This window comes from Niallia sp. NCCP-28, assembly GCF_023168165.1.
Taxonomy (GTDB): Bacteria; Bacillota; Bacilli; order Bacillales; family Cytobacillaceae; genus Niallia.
On sequence record NZ_BQYJ01000006.1, the window covers coordinates 229,105 to 246,246 of the forward strand.

18 protein-coding genes are annotated in these 17,142 nt (G+C 35.2%); 7 read left to right on the top strand and 11 right to left on the bottom strand.

From position 1 onward, the window contains the following. Positions 1 to 18: 18 nt before the first annotated feature. The 3 genes from NCCP28_RS17455 to NCCP28_RS17465 form a co-directional block, all read right to left on the bottom strand. Positions 19 to 594: a LysE family translocator gene (locus NCCP28_RS17455; RefSeq protein ID WP_248562667.1), complete on the bottom strand. Its 576-nt coding sequence runs from the start codon at positions 592 to 594 to the stop codon at positions 19 to 21. 380 nt (positions 595 to 974) lie between these two features. Further along, entirely contained in the window at positions 975 to 1,352 is a 378-nt protein-coding gene (locus tag NCCP28_RS17460; protein WP_248562668.1) for an SLAP domain-containing protein, read from the bottom strand. Positions 1,353 to 1,481: 129 nt separating this feature from the next. Continuing rightward, entirely contained in the window at positions 1,482 to 2,378 is an 897-nt protein-coding gene (locus NCCP28_RS17465; RefSeq protein WP_248562669.1) for a LysR family transcriptional regulator, read from the bottom strand. Positions 2,379 to 2,521: 143 nt separating this feature from the next. Between NCCP28_RS17465 and NCCP28_RS17470 the strand changes: the two genes are divergently transcribed. Then, positions 2,522 to 3,070 (top strand): flavodoxin family protein, encoded by a 549-nt coding sequence (locus tag NCCP28_RS17470; RefSeq protein WP_248562670.1) that lies wholly within the window; start codon positions 2,522 to 2,524, stop codon positions 3,068 to 3,070. Between the two features lie 169 nt (positions 3,071 to 3,239). Here the strand turns inward: NCCP28_RS17470 and fabI are convergent, their stop codons facing one another. Further along, a complete protein-coding gene (gene fabI / locus NCCP28_RS17475; RefSeq protein ID WP_248562671.1) occupies positions 3,240 to 4,019 on the bottom strand; it encodes an enoyl-ACP reductase FabI in 780 nt (259 codons plus the stop codon). Positions 4,020 to 4,418: 399 nt separating this feature from the next. Beyond that, the gene (locus NCCP28_RS17480; RefSeq protein ID WP_248562672.1) at positions 4,419 to 5,459 is read right to left on the bottom strand and encodes an NAD(P)-dependent alcohol dehydrogenase; all 1,041 of its coding nucleotides are present in this window, start codon (positions 5,457 to 5,459) and stop codon (positions 4,419 to 4,421) included. A 259-nt stretch (positions 5,460 to 5,718) separates the two neighbouring features. Between NCCP28_RS17480 and NCCP28_RS17485 the strand changes: the two genes are divergently transcribed. Next, positions 5,719 to 6,126, top strand: a complete 408-nt coding sequence (locus NCCP28_RS17485; protein ID WP_248562673.1) for a MerR family transcriptional regulator — start codon at positions 5,719 to 5,721, stop codon at positions 6,124 to 6,126. 165 nt (positions 6,127 to 6,291) lie between these two features. Here the strand turns inward: NCCP28_RS17485 and NCCP28_RS17490 are convergent, their stop codons facing one another. After that, positions 6,292 to 6,837 carry a TetR/AcrR family transcriptional regulator gene (locus tag NCCP28_RS17490; RefSeq protein WP_248562698.1) on the bottom strand — a complete coding sequence of 182 codons (546 nt, stop codon included), beginning with the start codon at positions 6,835 to 6,837 and terminating at the stop codon, positions 6,292 to 6,294. Positions 6,838 to 7,070: 233 nt separating this feature from the next. On the opposite strand from NCCP28_RS17490, the gene NCCP28_RS17495 reads away from it, so the two are divergent. Together NCCP28_RS17495 and NCCP28_RS17500 are read left to right on the top strand one after the other, a co-directional pair. Then, entirely contained in the window at positions 7,071 to 7,793 is a 723-nt protein-coding gene (locus NCCP28_RS17495; RefSeq protein WP_248562674.1) for a carboxymuconolactone decarboxylase family protein, read from the top strand. Positions 7,794 to 7,843: 50 nt separating this feature from the next. After that, positions 7,844 to 8,254, top strand: a complete 411-nt coding sequence (locus NCCP28_RS17500; RefSeq protein ID WP_248562675.1) for a cupin domain-containing protein — start codon at positions 7,844 to 7,846, stop codon at positions 8,252 to 8,254. 299 nt (positions 8,255 to 8,553) lie between these two features. Here the strand turns inward: NCCP28_RS17500 and NCCP28_RS17505 are convergent, their stop codons facing one another. The 4 genes from NCCP28_RS17505 to NCCP28_RS17520 form a co-directional block, all read right to left on the bottom strand. Then, complete coding sequence (locus tag NCCP28_RS17505; RefSeq protein ID WP_248562676.1) at positions 8,554 to 9,123, bottom strand: cyclophilin-like fold protein; 570 nt, start codon at positions 9,121 to 9,123, stop codon at positions 8,554 to 8,556. Between the two features lie 215 nt (positions 9,124 to 9,338). Beyond that, the gene (locus NCCP28_RS17510) at positions 9,339 to 9,542 is read right to left on the bottom strand and encodes an alpha/beta hydrolase (RefSeq protein ID WP_248562677.1); all 204 of its coding nucleotides are present in this window, start codon (positions 9,540 to 9,542) and stop codon (positions 9,339 to 9,341) included. Between the two features lie 342 nt (positions 9,543 to 9,884). Next, positions 9,885 to 10,592 carry an SDR family NAD(P)-dependent oxidoreductase gene (locus tag NCCP28_RS17515; protein WP_248562678.1) on the bottom strand — a complete coding sequence of 236 codons (708 nt, stop codon included), beginning with the start codon at positions 10,590 to 10,592 and terminating at the stop codon, positions 9,885 to 9,887. Positions 10,593 to 10,640: 48 nt separating this feature from the next. Next, positions 10,641 to 11,810 carry an MFS transporter gene (locus NCCP28_RS17520; RefSeq protein WP_248562699.1) on the bottom strand — a complete coding sequence of 390 codons (1,170 nt, stop codon included), beginning with the start codon at positions 11,808 to 11,810 and terminating at the stop codon, positions 10,641 to 10,643. Between the two features lie 315 nt (positions 11,811 to 12,125). Between NCCP28_RS17520 and NCCP28_RS17525 the strand changes: the two genes are divergently transcribed. Continuing rightward, on the top strand, positions 12,126 to 13,028 hold the full coding sequence (locus NCCP28_RS17525) for a LysR family transcriptional regulator (protein WP_248562679.1): 903 nt from the start codon (positions 12,126 to 12,128) through the stop codon (positions 13,026 to 13,028). 201 nt (positions 13,029 to 13,229) lie between these two features. On the opposite strand, the gene NCCP28_RS17530 is transcribed toward NCCP28_RS17525, so the two are convergent. Next, the gene (locus NCCP28_RS17530; RefSeq protein WP_248562680.1) at positions 13,230 to 14,147 is read right to left on the bottom strand and encodes an iron-hydroxamate ABC transporter substrate-binding protein; all 918 of its coding nucleotides are present in this window, start codon (positions 14,145 to 14,147) and stop codon (positions 13,230 to 13,232) included. A gap of 359 nt (positions 14,148 to 14,506) precedes the next feature. Between NCCP28_RS17530 and NCCP28_RS17535 the strand changes: the two genes are divergently transcribed. Both NCCP28_RS17535 and NCCP28_RS17540 read left to right on the top strand, forming a co-directional pair. Then, complete coding sequence (locus NCCP28_RS17535; RefSeq protein ID WP_248562681.1) at positions 14,507 to 15,466, top strand: phosphotransferase; 960 nt, start codon at positions 14,507 to 14,509, stop codon at positions 15,464 to 15,466. A 648-nt stretch (positions 15,467 to 16,114) separates the two neighbouring features. Next, positions 16,115 to 17,065: a site-specific integrase gene (locus tag NCCP28_RS17540; protein WP_248562682.1), complete on the top strand. Its 951-nt coding sequence runs from the start codon at positions 16,115 to 16,117 to the stop codon at positions 17,063 to 17,065. The last annotated feature ends 77 nt before the right edge of the window (positions 17,066 to 17,142 follow it).

Here is a 17,142-nt window from a genome sequence, read left to right on the forward strand (position 1 = left end):
ACCTCTTTATTAGCTTCCCTACATCCATATCATTGCTGCAGCATATACTATAAATAAAGCCATCATAATATTAACCGCCTTATTATGCTTCTGTAAAAACTCCTTGAATATCGTTCCGAAAAGAACCCATGTAATAAATGCTAAACATCCAATAATAGTTATGGCTATTACACTATAAGTCAATGCCGGCATTGTCTTATAGTAGGGCATAATATAGCTAGGAATGACAGTCATGGTAAAAATCACTACCTTTGGATTTAAAAACTGCATCAAGAATCCCGATATGAAAGTTCCAGTTTTATTTACAGGGCCTTTTGATTTATCCATTTTGTATATTTGATAGGCGAGATAGATCATGTATAAGCTTCCAATAATTTGCATCCCATATAATATCTTAGGTATTATTGTGACAAGAATTGAATTTAAAAAAGCAGAAACAACAAGTAATAAACCAAAAGCTATAGTAGCTCCATATGCATACTGCAAAGCCTTTCTTGTTCCCAAATTGTATACTGTCGATAAAATGACGATATTAGTAGGACCTGGTGTAAACGTAACAATAAAACAGTATATTAGTAAAGATGCAATATTCATGAGGAAAACTCCTTTCAATGTATCCTCATGGAAATATACAACTTTACATAGAATGAATATAGTATATTATTGCAGATTTATCGTTAAGAAGCTGAGTAGAATTATATGAAAATCCTTGGAAGTGAATAAAGTGATTTCTTCAAGATTAAGTAAGCAGCTTACCTGGAATTCTTCTATTAATCTATCTTGCTTCATAGTTCAAGATAAACTAAAAAAGAGGATTCCTCCTTTCTTGTATCCCCCATTAGCTTAATAGCAGCACTATCTTCAAACCAGACAATATACCTCGAAATGTCTTCCTATACAATCCAATTGATAACACTTTCTTAATCGTTTTCTATCCTTTTGAGAAAACAGCCCATGTAATATGCAAAGTGAATTTAAAAGATTTCTAATCGCCCATTGTCAAAAAAAGTCTTTGGTGTATAACTGTCCTTTGGAAAAATAAATGTCCAAGGCAAACTCACTTTAGATGGGATAGCAAGCATAGGTAGAGTGAATACCTTGTCTGCAATGATCTCTCCCTGAATGCTGTAAACTAGTCTCACATTATTAAATGTAAGCGGATGGTTCGTAAAGTTATGAACCAATACAGACACTAGAAGTGCCTTATTATGGTTGATTGCTTCTCGGATGGGAGAGCAAATAATGTCAGAACTGTTTAGATATTTTGTTTCACTAAAGATTTTTTCTATATTTCGCCGGTCCTGAACAGCTAACGCTTTGTCCCAAGACGCTTCAAATTGTAAGTGTTGCATAACTAAAACCACCTCTTTGAAGATTAAGTGTAGCATAAGTGAAAAAAAGACTAAATGAAACTTCTCTACGTCTTTATTTCAATAAGAAAATATAGCTGAAAAGATCAGCCATTACTAAGAAAAACCCCTTCAGTTGAAGGAGTCATCGGATAAAAAAAACTTACGAGTTAAATTAATAAATGCTTCTAAAGGGGGAGTCACCCATTTATCCTTATGCCAAGCAATTTGAGTGAAAATTGAAGAGGGGGAGGTTTCCCAATGTATTTCCTTCATTCTCCCCTCTTTAATATCTTTTTTTACTACCATCTCTGGTAACAGCGCTACTCCTAGTCCTGCTATTACACATTGTTTAATTGCCTCAATACTGCTAAATTCTATTTTATCCAGTGGATATACTCCTGCCGATTTAAGGGAGCTTTCTAACATCATTCTATAAGAACACCCTGTTTCTGTAAGCAAAAGAGTTTCATCCTTAAGGTCATCTAGTAAGAGTATTTGTTTAGCATAGTTTGTTGCAACGACCATTTTAAACTCTTCTTTGACCAGTTTCTCTACGCTTAATGAACCTTCCGGCTTACTTATATCCATAATAAAAGCAACATCTAACAACCCCTCCATCAGATGCTTTCTCGCCATTTCGTCAGAATGTGCCGGTTTAAAGACGAGCTTAACTTTGGGAAAAGCAACCTTAAATGCTTTAAGAATGGGCGGTAAACGGTAGGTGCACTGGCTCTCCTGGGCACCTATTATTAAGGTGCCCGTTGGTTCTTCTTCTCTATTTACAGCCATCATCGCTTCATAGCTTAATCTTATCATCTTTTCAGCATATAGTTTAAACTGGTGTCCAGCTTCCGTTAAAATCAACCGTTTTCCTAAACGCTCAAATAGAGGTTTTCCAAGTTCTTCTTCAAGAGATTTGATTTGAGCAGTTACACTTGATTGTGCAAAATTTAAAATTTTGGCAGTCTGGGTAAAGTTCAAATTTTCTGCGGCATTTTTAAAAGTGATCAATTGTTTAATATCCATATTTTCCGCCTTTTTATAATCAATTATTTCGATTAATTCAATCGAAATAATTATCTTTATCGATTTTTAAATTAACTATAAAATATAAGTAATAAAGAAACAACTAGAAAATTACTTAATATAGCTGAAAGGAGAATGGATAAATGAAAGTAGTAGTCATAGATGGAGGAAGCCGTCCTAATGGAAATACGGAGATATTAACAGAATACGTCATTCAGAATTTAACCGTTGAAAAAATTTATTTGAAAGACTATAATATCCAACCAATTATAGACATGCGTCATTCAATGGAAGGATTTCAGGACAGAAAGGATGATTATAATTCCATCATAGAAAGGATTCTTCCGAATGACATTCTAATATTCTCTACTCCTATTTATTGGTATAGCATGTCAGGAACCATGAAAAATTTTATCGACCGGTGGTCACAAACCTTAAGAGATCCAAAATACCCTGATTTCAAGAATAAAATGGCTTCCAAAACAGCATTTGTTATTGCTGTTGGAGGAGACGACCCTCACATTAAAGGACTGCCTATGATTCAGCAATTTAATTATATATTTGATTTTATCGGAATTGAATTTGCGGGATATATTCTTGGAAATGGAAATAAACCTGAAGAAGTAATTCAAGACAAAGCAGCACTTTTCGCAGCTACTCAAATTCGAAATAAATTAACGGAAAACAAATGAAATTACTTAACAAAATAGCGGTCGATTGGCAGTTTAACGCTCTATAAAAAACGAAGCATCTGTTCGTCATATAAGGTTAGCCAGGTTTTTCTGGTTGACCTTTAGTGGAACAAAAAAAGTCGCTGATGCGACCCTTCCTTAACCTTATCCAACTTTTCATTGAACAAATCTAGCCGATTATATTATAACCTGAATCTACATAAATAATTTCACCCGTAACTCCTCTAGATAGATTACTAAGCATTGCAAGTGTCATATCGCCCACCTCTTCTTGTGTTACATTTCTTTTTAAAGGTGCAGACTCTTCCACTTTATGGAGTATTTCATTAAAAGAACCAACTCCCTTAGCAGCAAGTGTGCGAATGGCTCCAGCAGAAATAGCATTAATACGAATATTCTCTTTTCCTAAATCTAAGGCCAGATATTTTACCGATGATTCGAGAGCTGCTTTTGCTATTCCCATCACATTATAGCCACTGACAACCCTTTCAGCTCCAAGGTAACTCATTGTTACGATGGATCCACCTTCCGTCATATAAGGTTGTGCTTCTCTTGCCACAGCTATTAGAGAGTACGAACTAGTATCTTGGGCAAAAGCATATCCAGACCTTGAGGTATTTATAAACTCTCCTTTTAAATCTTCAGAATGTGCAAATGCAACTGAGTGTACAATTCCGTGGATTATTCCTACCTTTTTTCCGATTTCTTGAAATGCATCTTTAATACTTTCGTCACTATTTACATCGCATTGCACGATTATTTCAGCGGAATAGTTATTATCATTTAAAAGCTTATTTAATTTTCCCAATGAACGTTCTAAACGATAGGTGAAAATAAGATTAGCACCAGCTTTATAAAGGGACCTAGCCACTCCCCAAGCCAGGCTCCTTTCATTAGCAACTCCCATTATTACAATATTTTTCCCCTTTAATTTAAGTAAATCCTCCATTTTTTCCTCCTAAATTCATTAAGTTAACTTAATGTTTATACCTACCTTTAATACCAGATAATAATCGTATTATATCATATTTGCTTATTACCTGCCTGTTACTTCACAAAGAGAAAGCGTTTCTATTCATTTCAGCAATGCCTCTGTTAGTTTAAATTTTGCTTAGTTAGAAAATTGTTTTGTTTTAGGTCGATACATATATTTTCTTAGAAAAATAGATATCGAACCCAATATTAGTGATGAAAATCCTACTAATATGACATATTGTGTACCTATTTAGGAAAGATTATAGTCATATTATGAATCAGTTTCCCATTATAAATATAGAAAAAAGGATGACCCAAAAGTTAGATTTCGGGACATCCTTGATAGTATCTTCAGATTTATTACTTATACAACTTACATTGTGCTGATATCAATTACAAATCGATACTTTACATCTGAAGCTAAGACACGTTCATAGGCTTCGTCAATTTGGTCAGCTGAAATTATTTCAATCTTAGGAACAATATTATGTTTTGCACAGAACTCCAACATTTCTTGAGTCTCACGGATGCCTCCAATCATGGAACCTGCAAATGAGCGACGATGGCCGATGAGAGACATCACGTTTAGGGACAACGGCTCTCCAGGAGCACCGACATTAACCATAGTGCCATCAAGAGTAAGTAAGGAGAAATACGCATCGATATCAATCTTTGCACTTACCGTGTTAATAATTAAGTCAAAGGATCCTGCAAGTTTCTCAAATGTTTCTGGATCACTTGTCGCATAGTAATGGTTTGCACCGAATTGCAAACCATCCTCTTTTTTCTTTAATGTTTGTGATAGCACGGTCACCTCGGCACCCATAGCATGTGCAATCTTGACAGCCATATGACCAAGGCCTCCTAAGCCGACAACTGCTACTTTTTTACCTGGCCCAGCTCCCCAACGATTTAATGGTGAATAAGTCGTAATGCCTGCGCAAAGTAATGGTGCTGCGACGTCCAGTTCAATGTTATCAGGAATTCTGACAACGAAGTCCTCCGTTACAACAATGTGAGTAGAATAGCCGCCTTGGGTAGGCTCCCCATATTTGTCTACACCAGCATAGGTAGGAATATTTCCTTTGAGACAGTATTGTTCTTCCCCTTTAAGGCAGTTTTCACATTTTCCACATGAGTCAACCATACATCCGACCCCTACTCGGTCTCCTACTTTATACTTTGTCACCTCGGCACCAACTTCTGTGACAATTCCGGCAATCTCGTGTCCAGGTACAAGAGGATAGTTTACGGGTCCCCATTCGCCATGAGCAGTATGGATGTCAGAGTGACATATGCCTGCATATTTAATTTCAATTAGAACATCCTGTAAATCAAGGTCACGTCTTTTAATTTCAGCAACTCGAAACGATTTGTCTGGACCGTCGACTGCTCGTGCTTTAGCTGTTGTCATTTGTTTTAGCCTCCAATATAATTTGATTTTTCAAGATAATTGACTTAGAGCGAGTATAAATATTCAACTTTTCTTTGATTCATTTTTTCTTGCAAAACTAGAATAATCCCTATAGTTAACTCTAGGTCAAGCAATAAGTTTATACAGGATATAACAATGAATTAGTTAGACTTTGACATGAAGCATACAAGCATGATAGAATCTTGCCAAAATATAGAGTTAACTCGAAGTCTATACGAATAGAAAAGGAGATAAATGGATGATGACATATTCTATAAGTGAAGTTGCAAAAGAATTAAATCTCACAGTATACACCTTACGTTACTACGATAAGGAGGGCTTAATGCCTTTTGTACAACGCACCCCTAGTGGAACTCGGTTATTTAAGGAATCTGATATGGAAGCATTAAAAATTATTCAATGTCTAAAGTCCACCGGAATGCCCATTAAGGAAATTAAAGGTTTTATTGCATGGTGTTCTGAGGGGGATTCCACTTTGCAGCAAAGATATGACATGTTCTTGGGGCGAAAAGCTGCTGTAGAAGCACAGATAGAAGAATTGAATAAGACAATGGAAATCATCAATCATAAATGCAACTATTACATGACTGCCTTAGATGCAGGAACAGAAGATATTCATAAGAACAATAAAATAGGAAATTTTTAATTCGCAGAAAAGCCATCTGTCCTTTTATAACTGTTGATCTAATTGAAATTGGTATTCTACTATCCTGCCACGCTAGGAATATAAAAATCCAGATGCCTGTTGGCATCTGGATCAACTTAAGCAAATATATCATTAGCGACTAGATTCACTAGTGTTCAAGATAATCTAAAAATTTCTATCTAACAAAATCCCTACTTGTTCCGCAACAACTTGAGTAGATTCAGACAATTCATTGGTGAACCACGCTTCTACTATCTCTACTATTGCTGCTCCAAAAAATTTAAGAATTAAATCCTTACTTAACCCTTGATTTTGTCCTTTATTCACACCTACTTCATTCTCTAATTCCTCAATCACAAACTTTAAGAATTTGCTGCGAAAAGCAGGTGCTCCTTTACTCGCAAACATAGATGAAAAGAAGGAAGAATTACGTTCAAAGTATTCAAACCATATCAGATTTCCCTCAGCAAAACTCAACTCAGAGGCTGTTTCGCATAATTTCCTTAATTCGTTAATATGTTCTTCAAGCAGTTTTTCCAGTAAATCATATTTATCTAAATAATGAAGATAAACTGTTCTACGGCCGATATTTGCTCTATCAGCAATATTTTGTATCGTAATTTCAGCAATAGTTTTTTCAGTCATAAGTTCAATAAAAGCTTTTTTGATTGCTTCTTGTGATTTAATTACCCTTCTATCCACCCTGTTCACCTTCAGATGCATATACACATCACCAATCTTTCTTTATAACAAATGCACAATCAACCTAGATCTGTGTAATAAGACACAGATCTAGGTTGATTGGTCATTGTAGGTATTCTGATCACGTTTATAATTATATACAGATGTGTGATATTACATCAAGGTGCATTTCTTTATTACATTTTATTCAACTACCTTTGCATAATAGAAGAGTAAATTTGATGCAAAAAGGAGGTTGAAATATGGATCGTATTGTAAAAAGTAAGGAAAAATTCAAACAACTATTTGGCAGTGGAGTACCTGCAACCTATTTTACTGATCCTGATTTTCAGAACATCTTAAGTCGGTTTATTTTTGGAGAAGTATTCTATCAAGGGAAGTTAGATGATAAGTTGCGGGAACTAATTACTATAGTATTTTTAACTACTACTCAAACGCTTCCACAACTTAAAGCACATGTTAGTGCATCACTAAATGTTAGTCTGACACCTGTAGAAATTAAAGAGGCCATTTATCAGTGTGCTCCGTATATTGGATTCCCTAAAACGTTAAACGCTATCAATGAAGTCCACCAGGTTTTCAACACGCAAAATATCGCTTTACCAATTGAAAGTCAAAAAACAGTCAATGAGGATAATCGTTATCAAAAAGGTCTTGCAACTCAAGTAGAAATTTTTGGCGATCTCCTTGCGAAAATGCGAGAAGGTACATCAGTAAATCAAAAGCATATACAGGATTATCTTTCTGCCTTTTGCTTTGGGGATTTCTATACTTGTGGTGAATTGGATTTAAAAACACGAGGGTTGTTAACACTCTGTATCATAACTGCTTTAGGTGGTGCTGAAGGTCAAGTAAAAGCACATGTGCAAGGTAATAAAAATGTGGGTAATGATAAGGAAACTTTAATCATCGCTATCACCCATTGCCTTCCATATATAGGTTTTCCAAGGACACTGAACGCATGAGCATATGTTAACGAAATTATTCCTGAAAATTAAGAAAGGAAGAAATTAAAATGGCAAAATATGAAGAAGTAAAAAATGGTGTGATTTTTCCTGTGGGGGAAAAAAATGAAGCATATGCACAATTTTTTGTGGGACAAAGTTATCTTAAAACATTAATTGCCGATCCTAAAATAAGTGTTGGGGTTGGGAATGTAACCTTTGAACCAGGATGCAGAAATAATTGGCATATTCACCGTAATGGATATCAACTTTTATTAGTAACTGGTGGAAAAGGTTGGTATCAAGAAGAGGGCAAACCAGCTCAATTCTTAAAAGCAGGTGATGTGATTGTCACCCATGATGGGGTTAAGCACTGGCATGGTGCCACAAAAGACAGTTGGTTTGAACACATTGCAATCACTGCAGGTACGCCAGAATGGTTGGATCCAGTAACAGATGAGGAATATAACAAATTAAAATAATAGTTAGTAAGAATTGCCCTGTTAAATAGGGCTTTTTTAAACTTTTTGAAAAAGTATCTTAAACTATCCTGCCTCTTTTTTCTACATCAAAAAACAGCTACTATTAGCAGCTGAATTCTAATTATGAATTGAAAATTCTAATAGGAAGATATATTTTCTATTATATATTCAAAAAGGATACACACTTAGGTTAATTAACGTATTATCAATAAAACATTTTCCCTGATTTATAAATTGGATAACTGACAAATTTAATTGAGTAAGGCGAGTTATTTAAGAAGCTCTCTTACCTTTATCCATTAGTCAACTCTTTCAATTGTAACGGTAAAATCTCTGTTGATATTTTTAAATTTCTCTACCCTAGCTTCGATTTCCCCTAGTTTAATAAGTCCATTTGAATAGCCAAAATCCTTATAGAATATGGCTAAATTTCCCCATGGAGCATAATAAGTGAAGTCTCCAATTGAAGGATCAATTCTAGATGGGGCCTCTTCAGTAAATAATTTATTTGATAGATAGCTTATTTTTTCCGTTCCTGCATAATCTTCAAATGTTAATGTAAGTGGGAGTAATGATAAAAAATCCTTACTTGTTGGATTATCATCCATTTTGACAATGACTTCTTCATTATTAAACGTTAATTTTATTCTTATATTTTTTGTAGTATTTCCCCCTTTATGAATCAGTGTTGAATTGTGGCTCTCCCCGTTGTTTGCTTTATCTGCTGTCACTTCTTGTTTGCTACTTTGATGAATAGTCAAACTTTCTTCGCTGCTTCTTTTTTCTTCAATGATTCTACTATTGCAAGCTGTTAAAAACATTAAAACTATTGTAAGTGATAACAGTATCTGTTGAATAATTTTCTTCATAAACTCCCCCAATGCTCTTGCTGTGAATATAAAACATAGATTCCTATAACGGATAGATGATCAATTAAAAGTCTTACACTTAAGATCCTATCTCTTAATGACTTCTCTTCTTAATATGTGACGTGGGATCCACAAAGTGGTTTTACTTAGATTACGGGTGATACGACAGGCTCGCTATGCACATCAAAAATCTAATTTTTTCTTTAGATAGTTACTTAGAAGAAGGACTCCAGTTTGTCAAATGGGATGTACTCCATTTTCTCGTACAGGTCCACATGCCCTGCACCTGGTACAATATAGAGTTCCTTTGATTTCCCAGCTAGTTCGTAGGCTTCTTTGGTGTAGTAACTGGCGTGAGCATTCTCACCCGCAATCAGCGGATTAATCTTCTCAATCTCCTCAAACGGGAAGAAGTTCATAAGGGCCCCTCTGCTGGTAAGGCTCATGGGCAAAGAACGAGGTGATGCCCTCAGTATTCAGCGAACTCTTCAGCAACAGCTTCTTGTGGTGGTGTTAGTTCGACGGCAGTTCTGTTCCGTATATTTTCTCTCCCTCCTCAAACTCCTTTATTATAACTTTTCTATTATTATCTAATTATTTTTTCTATTCGGATAGATTAATAGAGTGAACCAGTTTAAAAAATTTATTTCCTGAATTAATTAAAAGAATTTTCTAACGTTTGTAAAGCAGCGTTTTCGTCACTTTTCTTCCACTCCTTTCTATATCTTCCAGAAAGGAATTACTTGACTAGCTATTAATGTTTACCAAGCAATTTGTTTTCCATCTCTAAAAAATCCCCCGTTAGGTCCTTCAGATCCAACAGTCGCTAACCATAGGATAGATTCGGCTGCTTGCCTTGGGGTTCTCGGAGCAGATGGTCCACCCATATCTGAACTTACCCACCCTGGATCGACCGCATTTACTTTGATATCTCCATTGATTTCTGCTGCTACCAATTGTGTCAATCCATTTAGAGCAAATTTAGACAACTTATAAGCTCCTACTCCTGAATATGACATAGCACTAACCGCCCCATATTCTGAGGAAATATTAATGATTCTTCCATAACCTTTCTTTTCCATAATAGGGATGAAGGAACGGATTACATGGTAAGCGCCGAAGAAATTGGTTAACATCGTTCTCTCCAGTATGGAAGGATCCATTGCCACTAACTTTTTATTCTCCTCCAGATACACACCAGCATTATTAATCAATACGTCTAATCTTCCATACTTCTTATTTACTATATCTGCAGCTTCACGAATGCTTTTTTGATTATCTACATCCATCGCCATAAATGAAACGTCCAGATTTAATTCCTTTAGCTTTTGCGTTGCTTCATGACCCGTCTCTGAATCGCGACTTGCCAGTATGGTCTTAAAACCTCTCATTGCTAATTGCTTGACCAGCTCATATCCAATTCCTCGATTTCCTCCGGTAATAAGCGCAATTTTTAAATTATTAGACATTTAAAAACCTCCATTTTTCGTTCTAATAAATACGAATAGGGATACTGCTTATTCTGAAAGTTGTTGTTTAGGAGTAAACAGGTAGTTTCTTAATATAATAGTCACCAAACTTAGGAATAAAGAGTAAATTCCAACTAAAACCACATATTGTGTATCCATTTGCGATATAAATAACCCGCCTATAGCTGTACCAAGTGTTGTTCCTAAGTTAGCCGATGTTAAAAATAATCCATTAGCAAAATCAGGAGCTTCGGGAGCTGCAGACATAATCCAATATTGAGTAATATTACCGCCCATACCAGCCAATATTCCCCAGATTAAAGTAAGGATTGCCATAGGTACAGTTAAATGACCTGTGAAAAATAATATGAGATAAACTGCTCCCAATACCAATGGATAAGCTAGGACAGATTTATTCGCATTTTTGGTTAGCAATTTCCCTGCTACTACGTTTCCAATAATATTAGCCCCACCGTATATAAATAATAGTAAACTTATAGCATTCGGAGACATATTCGTCACAGTTTTCAAATATTCAGCAAGATAGCTATACACTCCAAACACAGCAGAATTTAACAAGACGACAGTAACAACAGAAAGCCAAGTAATCGATTTTTTTAATACCGACAATTGAGCTCCGTAAGAAAGTCTTTCCTCAACCGGTATAGATGGTACAAACAATAACGTAGCAATGAATGCTATAGTATTTACAACAGCAAAGAATACCATAGCCATTTGTAATGAAACTGCATTATCAATAAAGCTTGCGACTGGTACACCGATTACCATGCCTGCAGATACTCCAATGAATATTTTAGAAACAGCTTTTGGAGCTTCTTCCTTACTCACTGAAGCAGCAGCTACTGTAAATGCCAAAGAACAATAAATTGGATGAAAAAAGGCTGGAATGATACGAGCTAATAATAGAATAGTAAAGTTAGTTGTAAAGATTGATACGATGTTACCCAAAACAAAAATACCTAGTACAATTAACATGATTTTCTTCCGATTTATCCCTGAAAACAATAAAGGCATAGTTGGGCCAGATACTGCAACAACAATGGCAAAAAAACTCACCAGCCATCCTGCTTTTGTTATACTGACATGAAAGTGTTCAGCAATGGCAGGTAGTATCCCAATAACACCCATTTCCGTATTTAAGATGCCGAAAACTCCGATAGCTAATATAAAAATTAACAAATTATTTCGTTTAGTCAAATTTACAACTCCTATCTTCACTAAAATTTCTCCCCTAGGAACTTCGGCTAAAAAATTATATTTTCTCGTAAGAAAGAGCTATCGAAAGGTCCCGATAGGCATTAGTTTTGAAGCACAGCTACTGGATCGGCTATATCACTTGATTTTAAATCAATAGTATTCTGAAGCTTCTTCAGGCTTTTTACTGTTGTTATTACTACTTATTTTAACTATACCTATTTGATATAGCTAATACCTATATCTTATATCATGATATGCTTGATGAGTATTGGTGATATGTATATACTAAAATGTTATAAAAGAGAGGGTTATTAAATGGAATTAAGAGTATTGCGCTACTTCCTTACTGTTGCTAGAGAAGGTAGCATTACGGCTGCTGCTAATTTTTTGCATGTAACACAACCAACCTTGTCTAGACAATTAAAAGACCTTGAACAAGAGTTAGGAAAAAAACTATTTATTCGCAGTAGTCACAGTATCATTCTTACAGAAGAAGGAATGCTTTTGAGAAATAGAGCAGAAGAAATCATTGATATGGTGGAAAAATTAGAGGGAGAATTTCGGTCAATGAAAGAAACAATAGGTGGAAATGTCTATATAGGCGGTGGAGAAACAGATGCTATGAGACAGATTGCACGAATAGTCAAAGATTTACAGTTGCGGTACCCAAACATCCGGTATCACCTCTACAGTGGAAACGAAGACGATGTGACTGAACGGCTTGACAAAGGATTGCTTGACTTTGGTATTTTAATTCAACCAGCTGATTTATCAAAATACAATTATATTGATATCCTAGGCAAAGAGGTTTGGGGAGTTGTTATGAGAAAAGACAGTCCTCTTGCATTCAAAGATACCATTCAAGCAGAAGACTTATTAAATGTCCCAGTAATCTGTTCAAGACAGGCTATAAAACAGACATTTTCTAAAAATGAATTTGCAGATTGGTTTGGTGAAGACTTTGATAATTTAAATATTGTAACTACATACAACCTTGCCTATAATGCTGCTCTTATGGTTGATGAGGGCATTGGATATGCGGTAGTCCTTGATAAAATAGTAAACACATCTACTGATAGTAACCTTTGTTTTAGATCACTAGAGCCACGACTTGAATCTGGCTTAAATATTGTTTGGAAAAAGCATTATGTTTTTTCCACTGCTGCTGATATCTTTTTAAAAGAAATTCAGGAGAAATTTTCAAATTCTTTAAATTGACGAAATCTTTGGCTTCTGTTGGGTTAGTAAAAATTATCGTAGTAACATAGCTCAACCTATAGCAGTAAATTCATACTTAGTAAAGAGCAAAGGTGCGATTGCCCGTCGCACAAAAAGGATGCCATAATCTAATTGGCATCCTTTTTAGACCATATTCTATTTTATTTAACCCAAAGGAAGCAAAAGAAACGCCTCCACTGCTTACTTTAAAAAGTTTTCCTTAAAGAACTTTAGTTGATATTCTAATGTTAATGGGTCATTAAACAAGAATGAATTTCCGTCTGCTTCAAACACATGGTTGTTTTTCACAGCTGGCATTTGTTTGTAGGTTTCTGTATTTTGATAGGAACTATCTTGATCAGTATATTTGCTAACTATTAAGTAATCACCAACATATTCGGGTAAAACTTCTTGAGAAAGCATATAATATCCATCTTTTGATGTCATTTCTTTTACTTTATCTGGCATTTTCAATCCCATTGCTTGATATAGAACCTCTGTTCCCCTTCCCCAACTATCACCAAATACACCTATTTCTTTTTCATAACTTTCAATAACGGAAACTGTCGCATCTTCCCCAATTTTCGCTTTGATTTCTTCTCCAGTTGCTTTTGCTTCTGCTTTGAAACTATCGATCCAGCTCTGTGCTTCTTTTTCTTTATTGAGAAGCTTTCCAATTTCTAAGTGCTGTGTTAAATAATCTAATTTCCCATATGTATAGGTTACAGTTGGTGCAATTTTTTTCAGCTTATCCAAATTTTTACTCGTACTTGCTCCAATGATTAAATCTGGATCTAATTCAATTATTTTTTCTAAGTCCTCATCTGAAACCACTTCTACATCTTTCAACTGCTCTTCGTAAATAGGACTCTTTTTCGACCAAGTCTCTACCCCTACTAGATTAACTCCCAAAGCCAGCACATCACCAGCATTTGATAACGCAACTACTCTTTTTGGATTTGCCGGAACTTCAATGGATCCATTTTCCGATTGATAGGTAATCGTATCTTTTTTCGTTTTCTTTGCTGAATCCCCTGTTGTTTCTTCAGTGGATTTATTGCCACAAGCACTAACTAAAAGTACTAGTAAAAGTAAAACTGGAATAAATAGTTTCTTCATGTTAACTTTCTCCCTCTTTATTTGATAATGATTATCAATATTACATAAGCAATAATAATATTTTTTTAAATTTCTGTCAATAAAATATTAAATAATTTAGTAGTTTATGCTCTTCCAATTAGTAAAAGCAGACATCATTTTTGAAATTTCTGCTTTTACATTCTATATCACTATAATCTTTCTATTTGTTAACTGAACAAATGAACACAATATTAGTTTATAATTTAAATATCATTGTTTAGGAGGGAAGAAAATAAAAAACACGCTAAAAGGGACGCTAGTAATATAAATTAACTAAGAGAAGAATCAGTATTAATCCATAAACTATGTTTTCTTTTCGAAATAAAAGGAGCTTCTATATGGCTAATAAGAAAACGCTATCATCCCCACAGTTTAGTTCCTTTCATGAATTCCATTCAAGTGTTGAAGATATGGAATTTTGGTGGCCTTATGTTGTTGGAGTACTTGAAAAGAACAATATGGATATCTCAGAACACCAGCCAATTGCTGGCATTGGAGGCTCGTACCCAGCATTTATATACGGCGATGTAGTCGTTAAAATCTTTGGTTACACTCCATCATGGGAGAAAAATTTTGAATTAGAACTGGCTGCACAGTCAGCAATAAGTATACATTCTGATATCAAAGTACCAAGACTTATTGGTTGGGGAGCTCTTCTTGATGACCCTAATGAGCCATGGCGTTACTTGCTTACCTCAAAGATGGCGGGGGATCCTGTATGTAAAGTGTCACTTACGCATGAAGAATGGCAAACACTTGCGTCAGACTTAGGAAGAGAATTCAAACGTATTCATGAAATCCGGCCTTCAGGTATTGCAACCCCGAAGGACTGGATTGGCATTAAGGTCACGGATGCTGCTAGACATAGCTCATTACCTGTTCATCTAATTGATCAAATTGATGATTATCTTAAAAGAATAGAAATGCCCTCTTTAGATTTTGTTCACGGAGATATAACTTGGTCCCATGTTTTTGTTAAAGAAAAACGTTTGAGTGGTATTATCGACTGGGGAGATGCAATGATGATTGATCGTCATTATGAAATTGGGAAGTTGCATCTAGATTTGTTTGAGTGTGACAAACACTTACTCCGTGCATTTCTTAAATCAAGTGGATGGAATATAACGAACGACTTTGAGCATAAAGCCATGGCGTTATCTTTGTACCGTCAAGCTTACGGTCTTATGCAACATAACATGAGAGGAGACATGTTTTACAAGTTACCACGCCTAATCGAACTGAATGAAATCCAAACACTTGAAGAATTGGCATTTCGACTCTTCAATCCCCATGAATAAATGAAATGATTGATTTTACATCCCTGAACAGACAAAAGAAGTTTTTCTCGAGTAACAACAAGCCTAATTTCTCCATTTTTATTGCTTAGAAATTAGGCTTGTTAATATTGCAATTTATTTAACGCTGTAAATCCGTATTTTCCTGACGCTGCCCCAACTAAATCCATTTTTTACCTGAAGAACGATTTCGTTTCTATACTAACCTCATGGATGATAGTATCTAAATTATCTGATAAATATTATGGATATTCTAAATCTCTTCGCACAAATCCATTTTCAAAATTTGCTAATGGTTTGGCTTACTCTTCTTTATCTAAAATAAAAATCTTATGATCTAGAAATGCTAATACCTTTAAAATAGTAAAAAGAACTTAATGACTTACATATTTTTGCTATGCTGAGATTCGCTCTCTGGCGAAATTAAATAGTGTTTTGTGGGTTACTAGTCATCTAATTTCCTTCTAGAGGATTTTATAATAATCCTAATTATTTCCAAATTATACCCCTGCTTTTGCCCCTTGTAGAGATTCTTTTTTTTCATTAAATAAATTCTTATTGAAATCCTCTTCTAGTTACTTCCCTTTTTTCCTAAGTTCCGATAATATATAGTTATCGGAACTTAGGAAACACGTTATTAGGAGGAGAAATATGCTCGTTCCCAAACAAAAGCAGTTTTTATCGCTTAACCAAAAACAAAAGGAAAAAATCCACTATTATATTTCTCAGTCTAAAAGTGAAAACACGAAAAAGAGTTATTCGGCTGATTGGAAACATTTTACCGAGTGGTGTACCTTCCATAACGTCTCCCCTCTTCCTGCCAGTGTAGAAACGATTTGTTTTTATTTAACAGAGCTTGCGGAGACACATAAATTTTCGACGATACGCAGAAGGCTTTCTTCTATTAGTGAAGCACATAAATTGAAGCAGCATATTAGTCCGACGAAATCAATGGAAGTCGTTGCCTTGGTAGAAGGAATCAAACGGGAAAAGGGCTCTCGGCAAAAACCCAAAAAAGCACTTATGCTTCCTATCCTCCCAAAACTCATCGACCAAATGGATACTACTACTATTGCTGGCATTCGGGATAAAGCTATTATTTTATTGGGCTTTGCCTTGGCTAGCAGACGATCGGAATTAGTCGCTCTTAATATAGAAGATTTGGAGTTTCATGATTTTGGGGTAGATGTCAGAGTGCGAGAAACCAAAACTAAAAATGACGATTTGATAAAAGGAGTTATTTTTTCAAATAATGAGTACTGTCCCGTAAAAGCAACGGAACAGTGGATCGAAGCAGCAAATTTGCATAGTGGCGCTCTCTTCCGTTCCATTGATCGTCATCAAAACATTAATGGCCGATTAAGTGACAAGTGGATTGCGTTAATTATAAAAAAATATATTGAAGCAGCAGGATTAAATCCGAAAGACTTTGCGGGGCACAGTTTGCGCAGCGGATTATCTACAAGTGCGGCGATGATGGGAATGACGGATATTTCCATTATGAAACAAACAGGACATAAAACTAGAGAAATGGTCGATCGCTATGTACAGGCAGGACAAAGATACAAAAATAATGCGAGCAGTATTTTAAAAAATTTATAAGTTTTTTAGTGAAGAAAAATTAGTATATATAATGGAAGAAACTCGGATTATTTTGACCTCCACACGGTTAGAAATGG

Coding starts and splice junctions, on each gene's coding strand:
- NCCP28_RS17505 (WP_248562676.1), bottom strand. CDS start 9,123: ATGAAGAAAATTATTCAACAGATACTGTTATCACTTACAATAGTTTTA.
- NCCP28_RS17500 (WP_248562675.1), top strand. CDS start 7,844: ATGGCAAAATATGAAGAAGTAAAAAATGGTGTGATTTTTCCTGTGGGG.
- fabI (WP_248562671.1), bottom strand. CDS start 4,019: ATGGAGGATTTACTTAAATTAAAGGGGAAAAATATTGTAATAATGGGA.
- NCCP28_RS17495 (WP_248562674.1), top strand. CDS start 7,071: ATGGATCGTATTGTAAAAAGTAAGGAAAAATTCAAACAACTATTTGGC.
- NCCP28_RS17470 (WP_248562670.1), top strand. CDS start 2,522: ATGAAAGTAGTAGTCATAGATGGAGGAAGCCGTCCTAATGGAAATACG.
- NCCP28_RS17485 (WP_248562673.1), top strand. CDS start 5,719: ATGATGACATATTCTATAAGTGAAGTTGCAAAAGAATTAAATCTCACA.
- NCCP28_RS17530 (WP_248562680.1), bottom strand. CDS start 14,147: ATGAAGAAACTATTTATTCCAGTTTTACTTTTACTAGTACTTTTAGTT.
- NCCP28_RS17465 (WP_248562669.1), bottom strand. CDS start 2,378: ATGGATATTAAACAATTGATCACTTTTAAAAATGCCGCAGAAAATTTG.
- NCCP28_RS17515 (WP_248562678.1), bottom strand. CDS start 10,592: ATGTCTAATAATTTAAAAATTGCGCTTATTACCGGAGGAAATCGAGGA.
- NCCP28_RS17525 (WP_248562679.1), top strand. CDS start 12,126: ATGGAATTAAGAGTATTGCGCTACTTCCTTACTGTTGCTAGAGAAGGT.
- NCCP28_RS17540 (WP_248562682.1), top strand. CDS start 16,115: ATGCTCGTTCCCAAACAAAAGCAGTTTTTATCGCTTAACCAAAAACAA.
- NCCP28_RS17480 (WP_248562672.1), bottom strand. CDS start 5,459: ATGACAACAGCTAAAGCACGAGCAGTCGACGGTCCAGACAAATCGTTT.
- NCCP28_RS17455 (WP_248562667.1), bottom strand. CDS start 594: ATGAATATTGCATCTTTACTAATATACTGTTTTATTGTTACGTTTACA.
- NCCP28_RS17535 (WP_248562681.1), top strand. CDS start 14,507: ATGGCTAATAAGAAAACGCTATCATCCCCACAGTTTAGTTCCTTTCAT.
- NCCP28_RS17510 (WP_248562677.1), bottom strand. CDS start 9,542: ATGAACTTCTTCCCGTTTGAGGAGATTGAGAAGATTAATCCGCTGATT.
- NCCP28_RS17460 (WP_248562668.1), bottom strand. CDS start 1,352: ATGCAACACTTACAATTTGAAGCGTCTTGGGACAAAGCGTTAGCTGTT.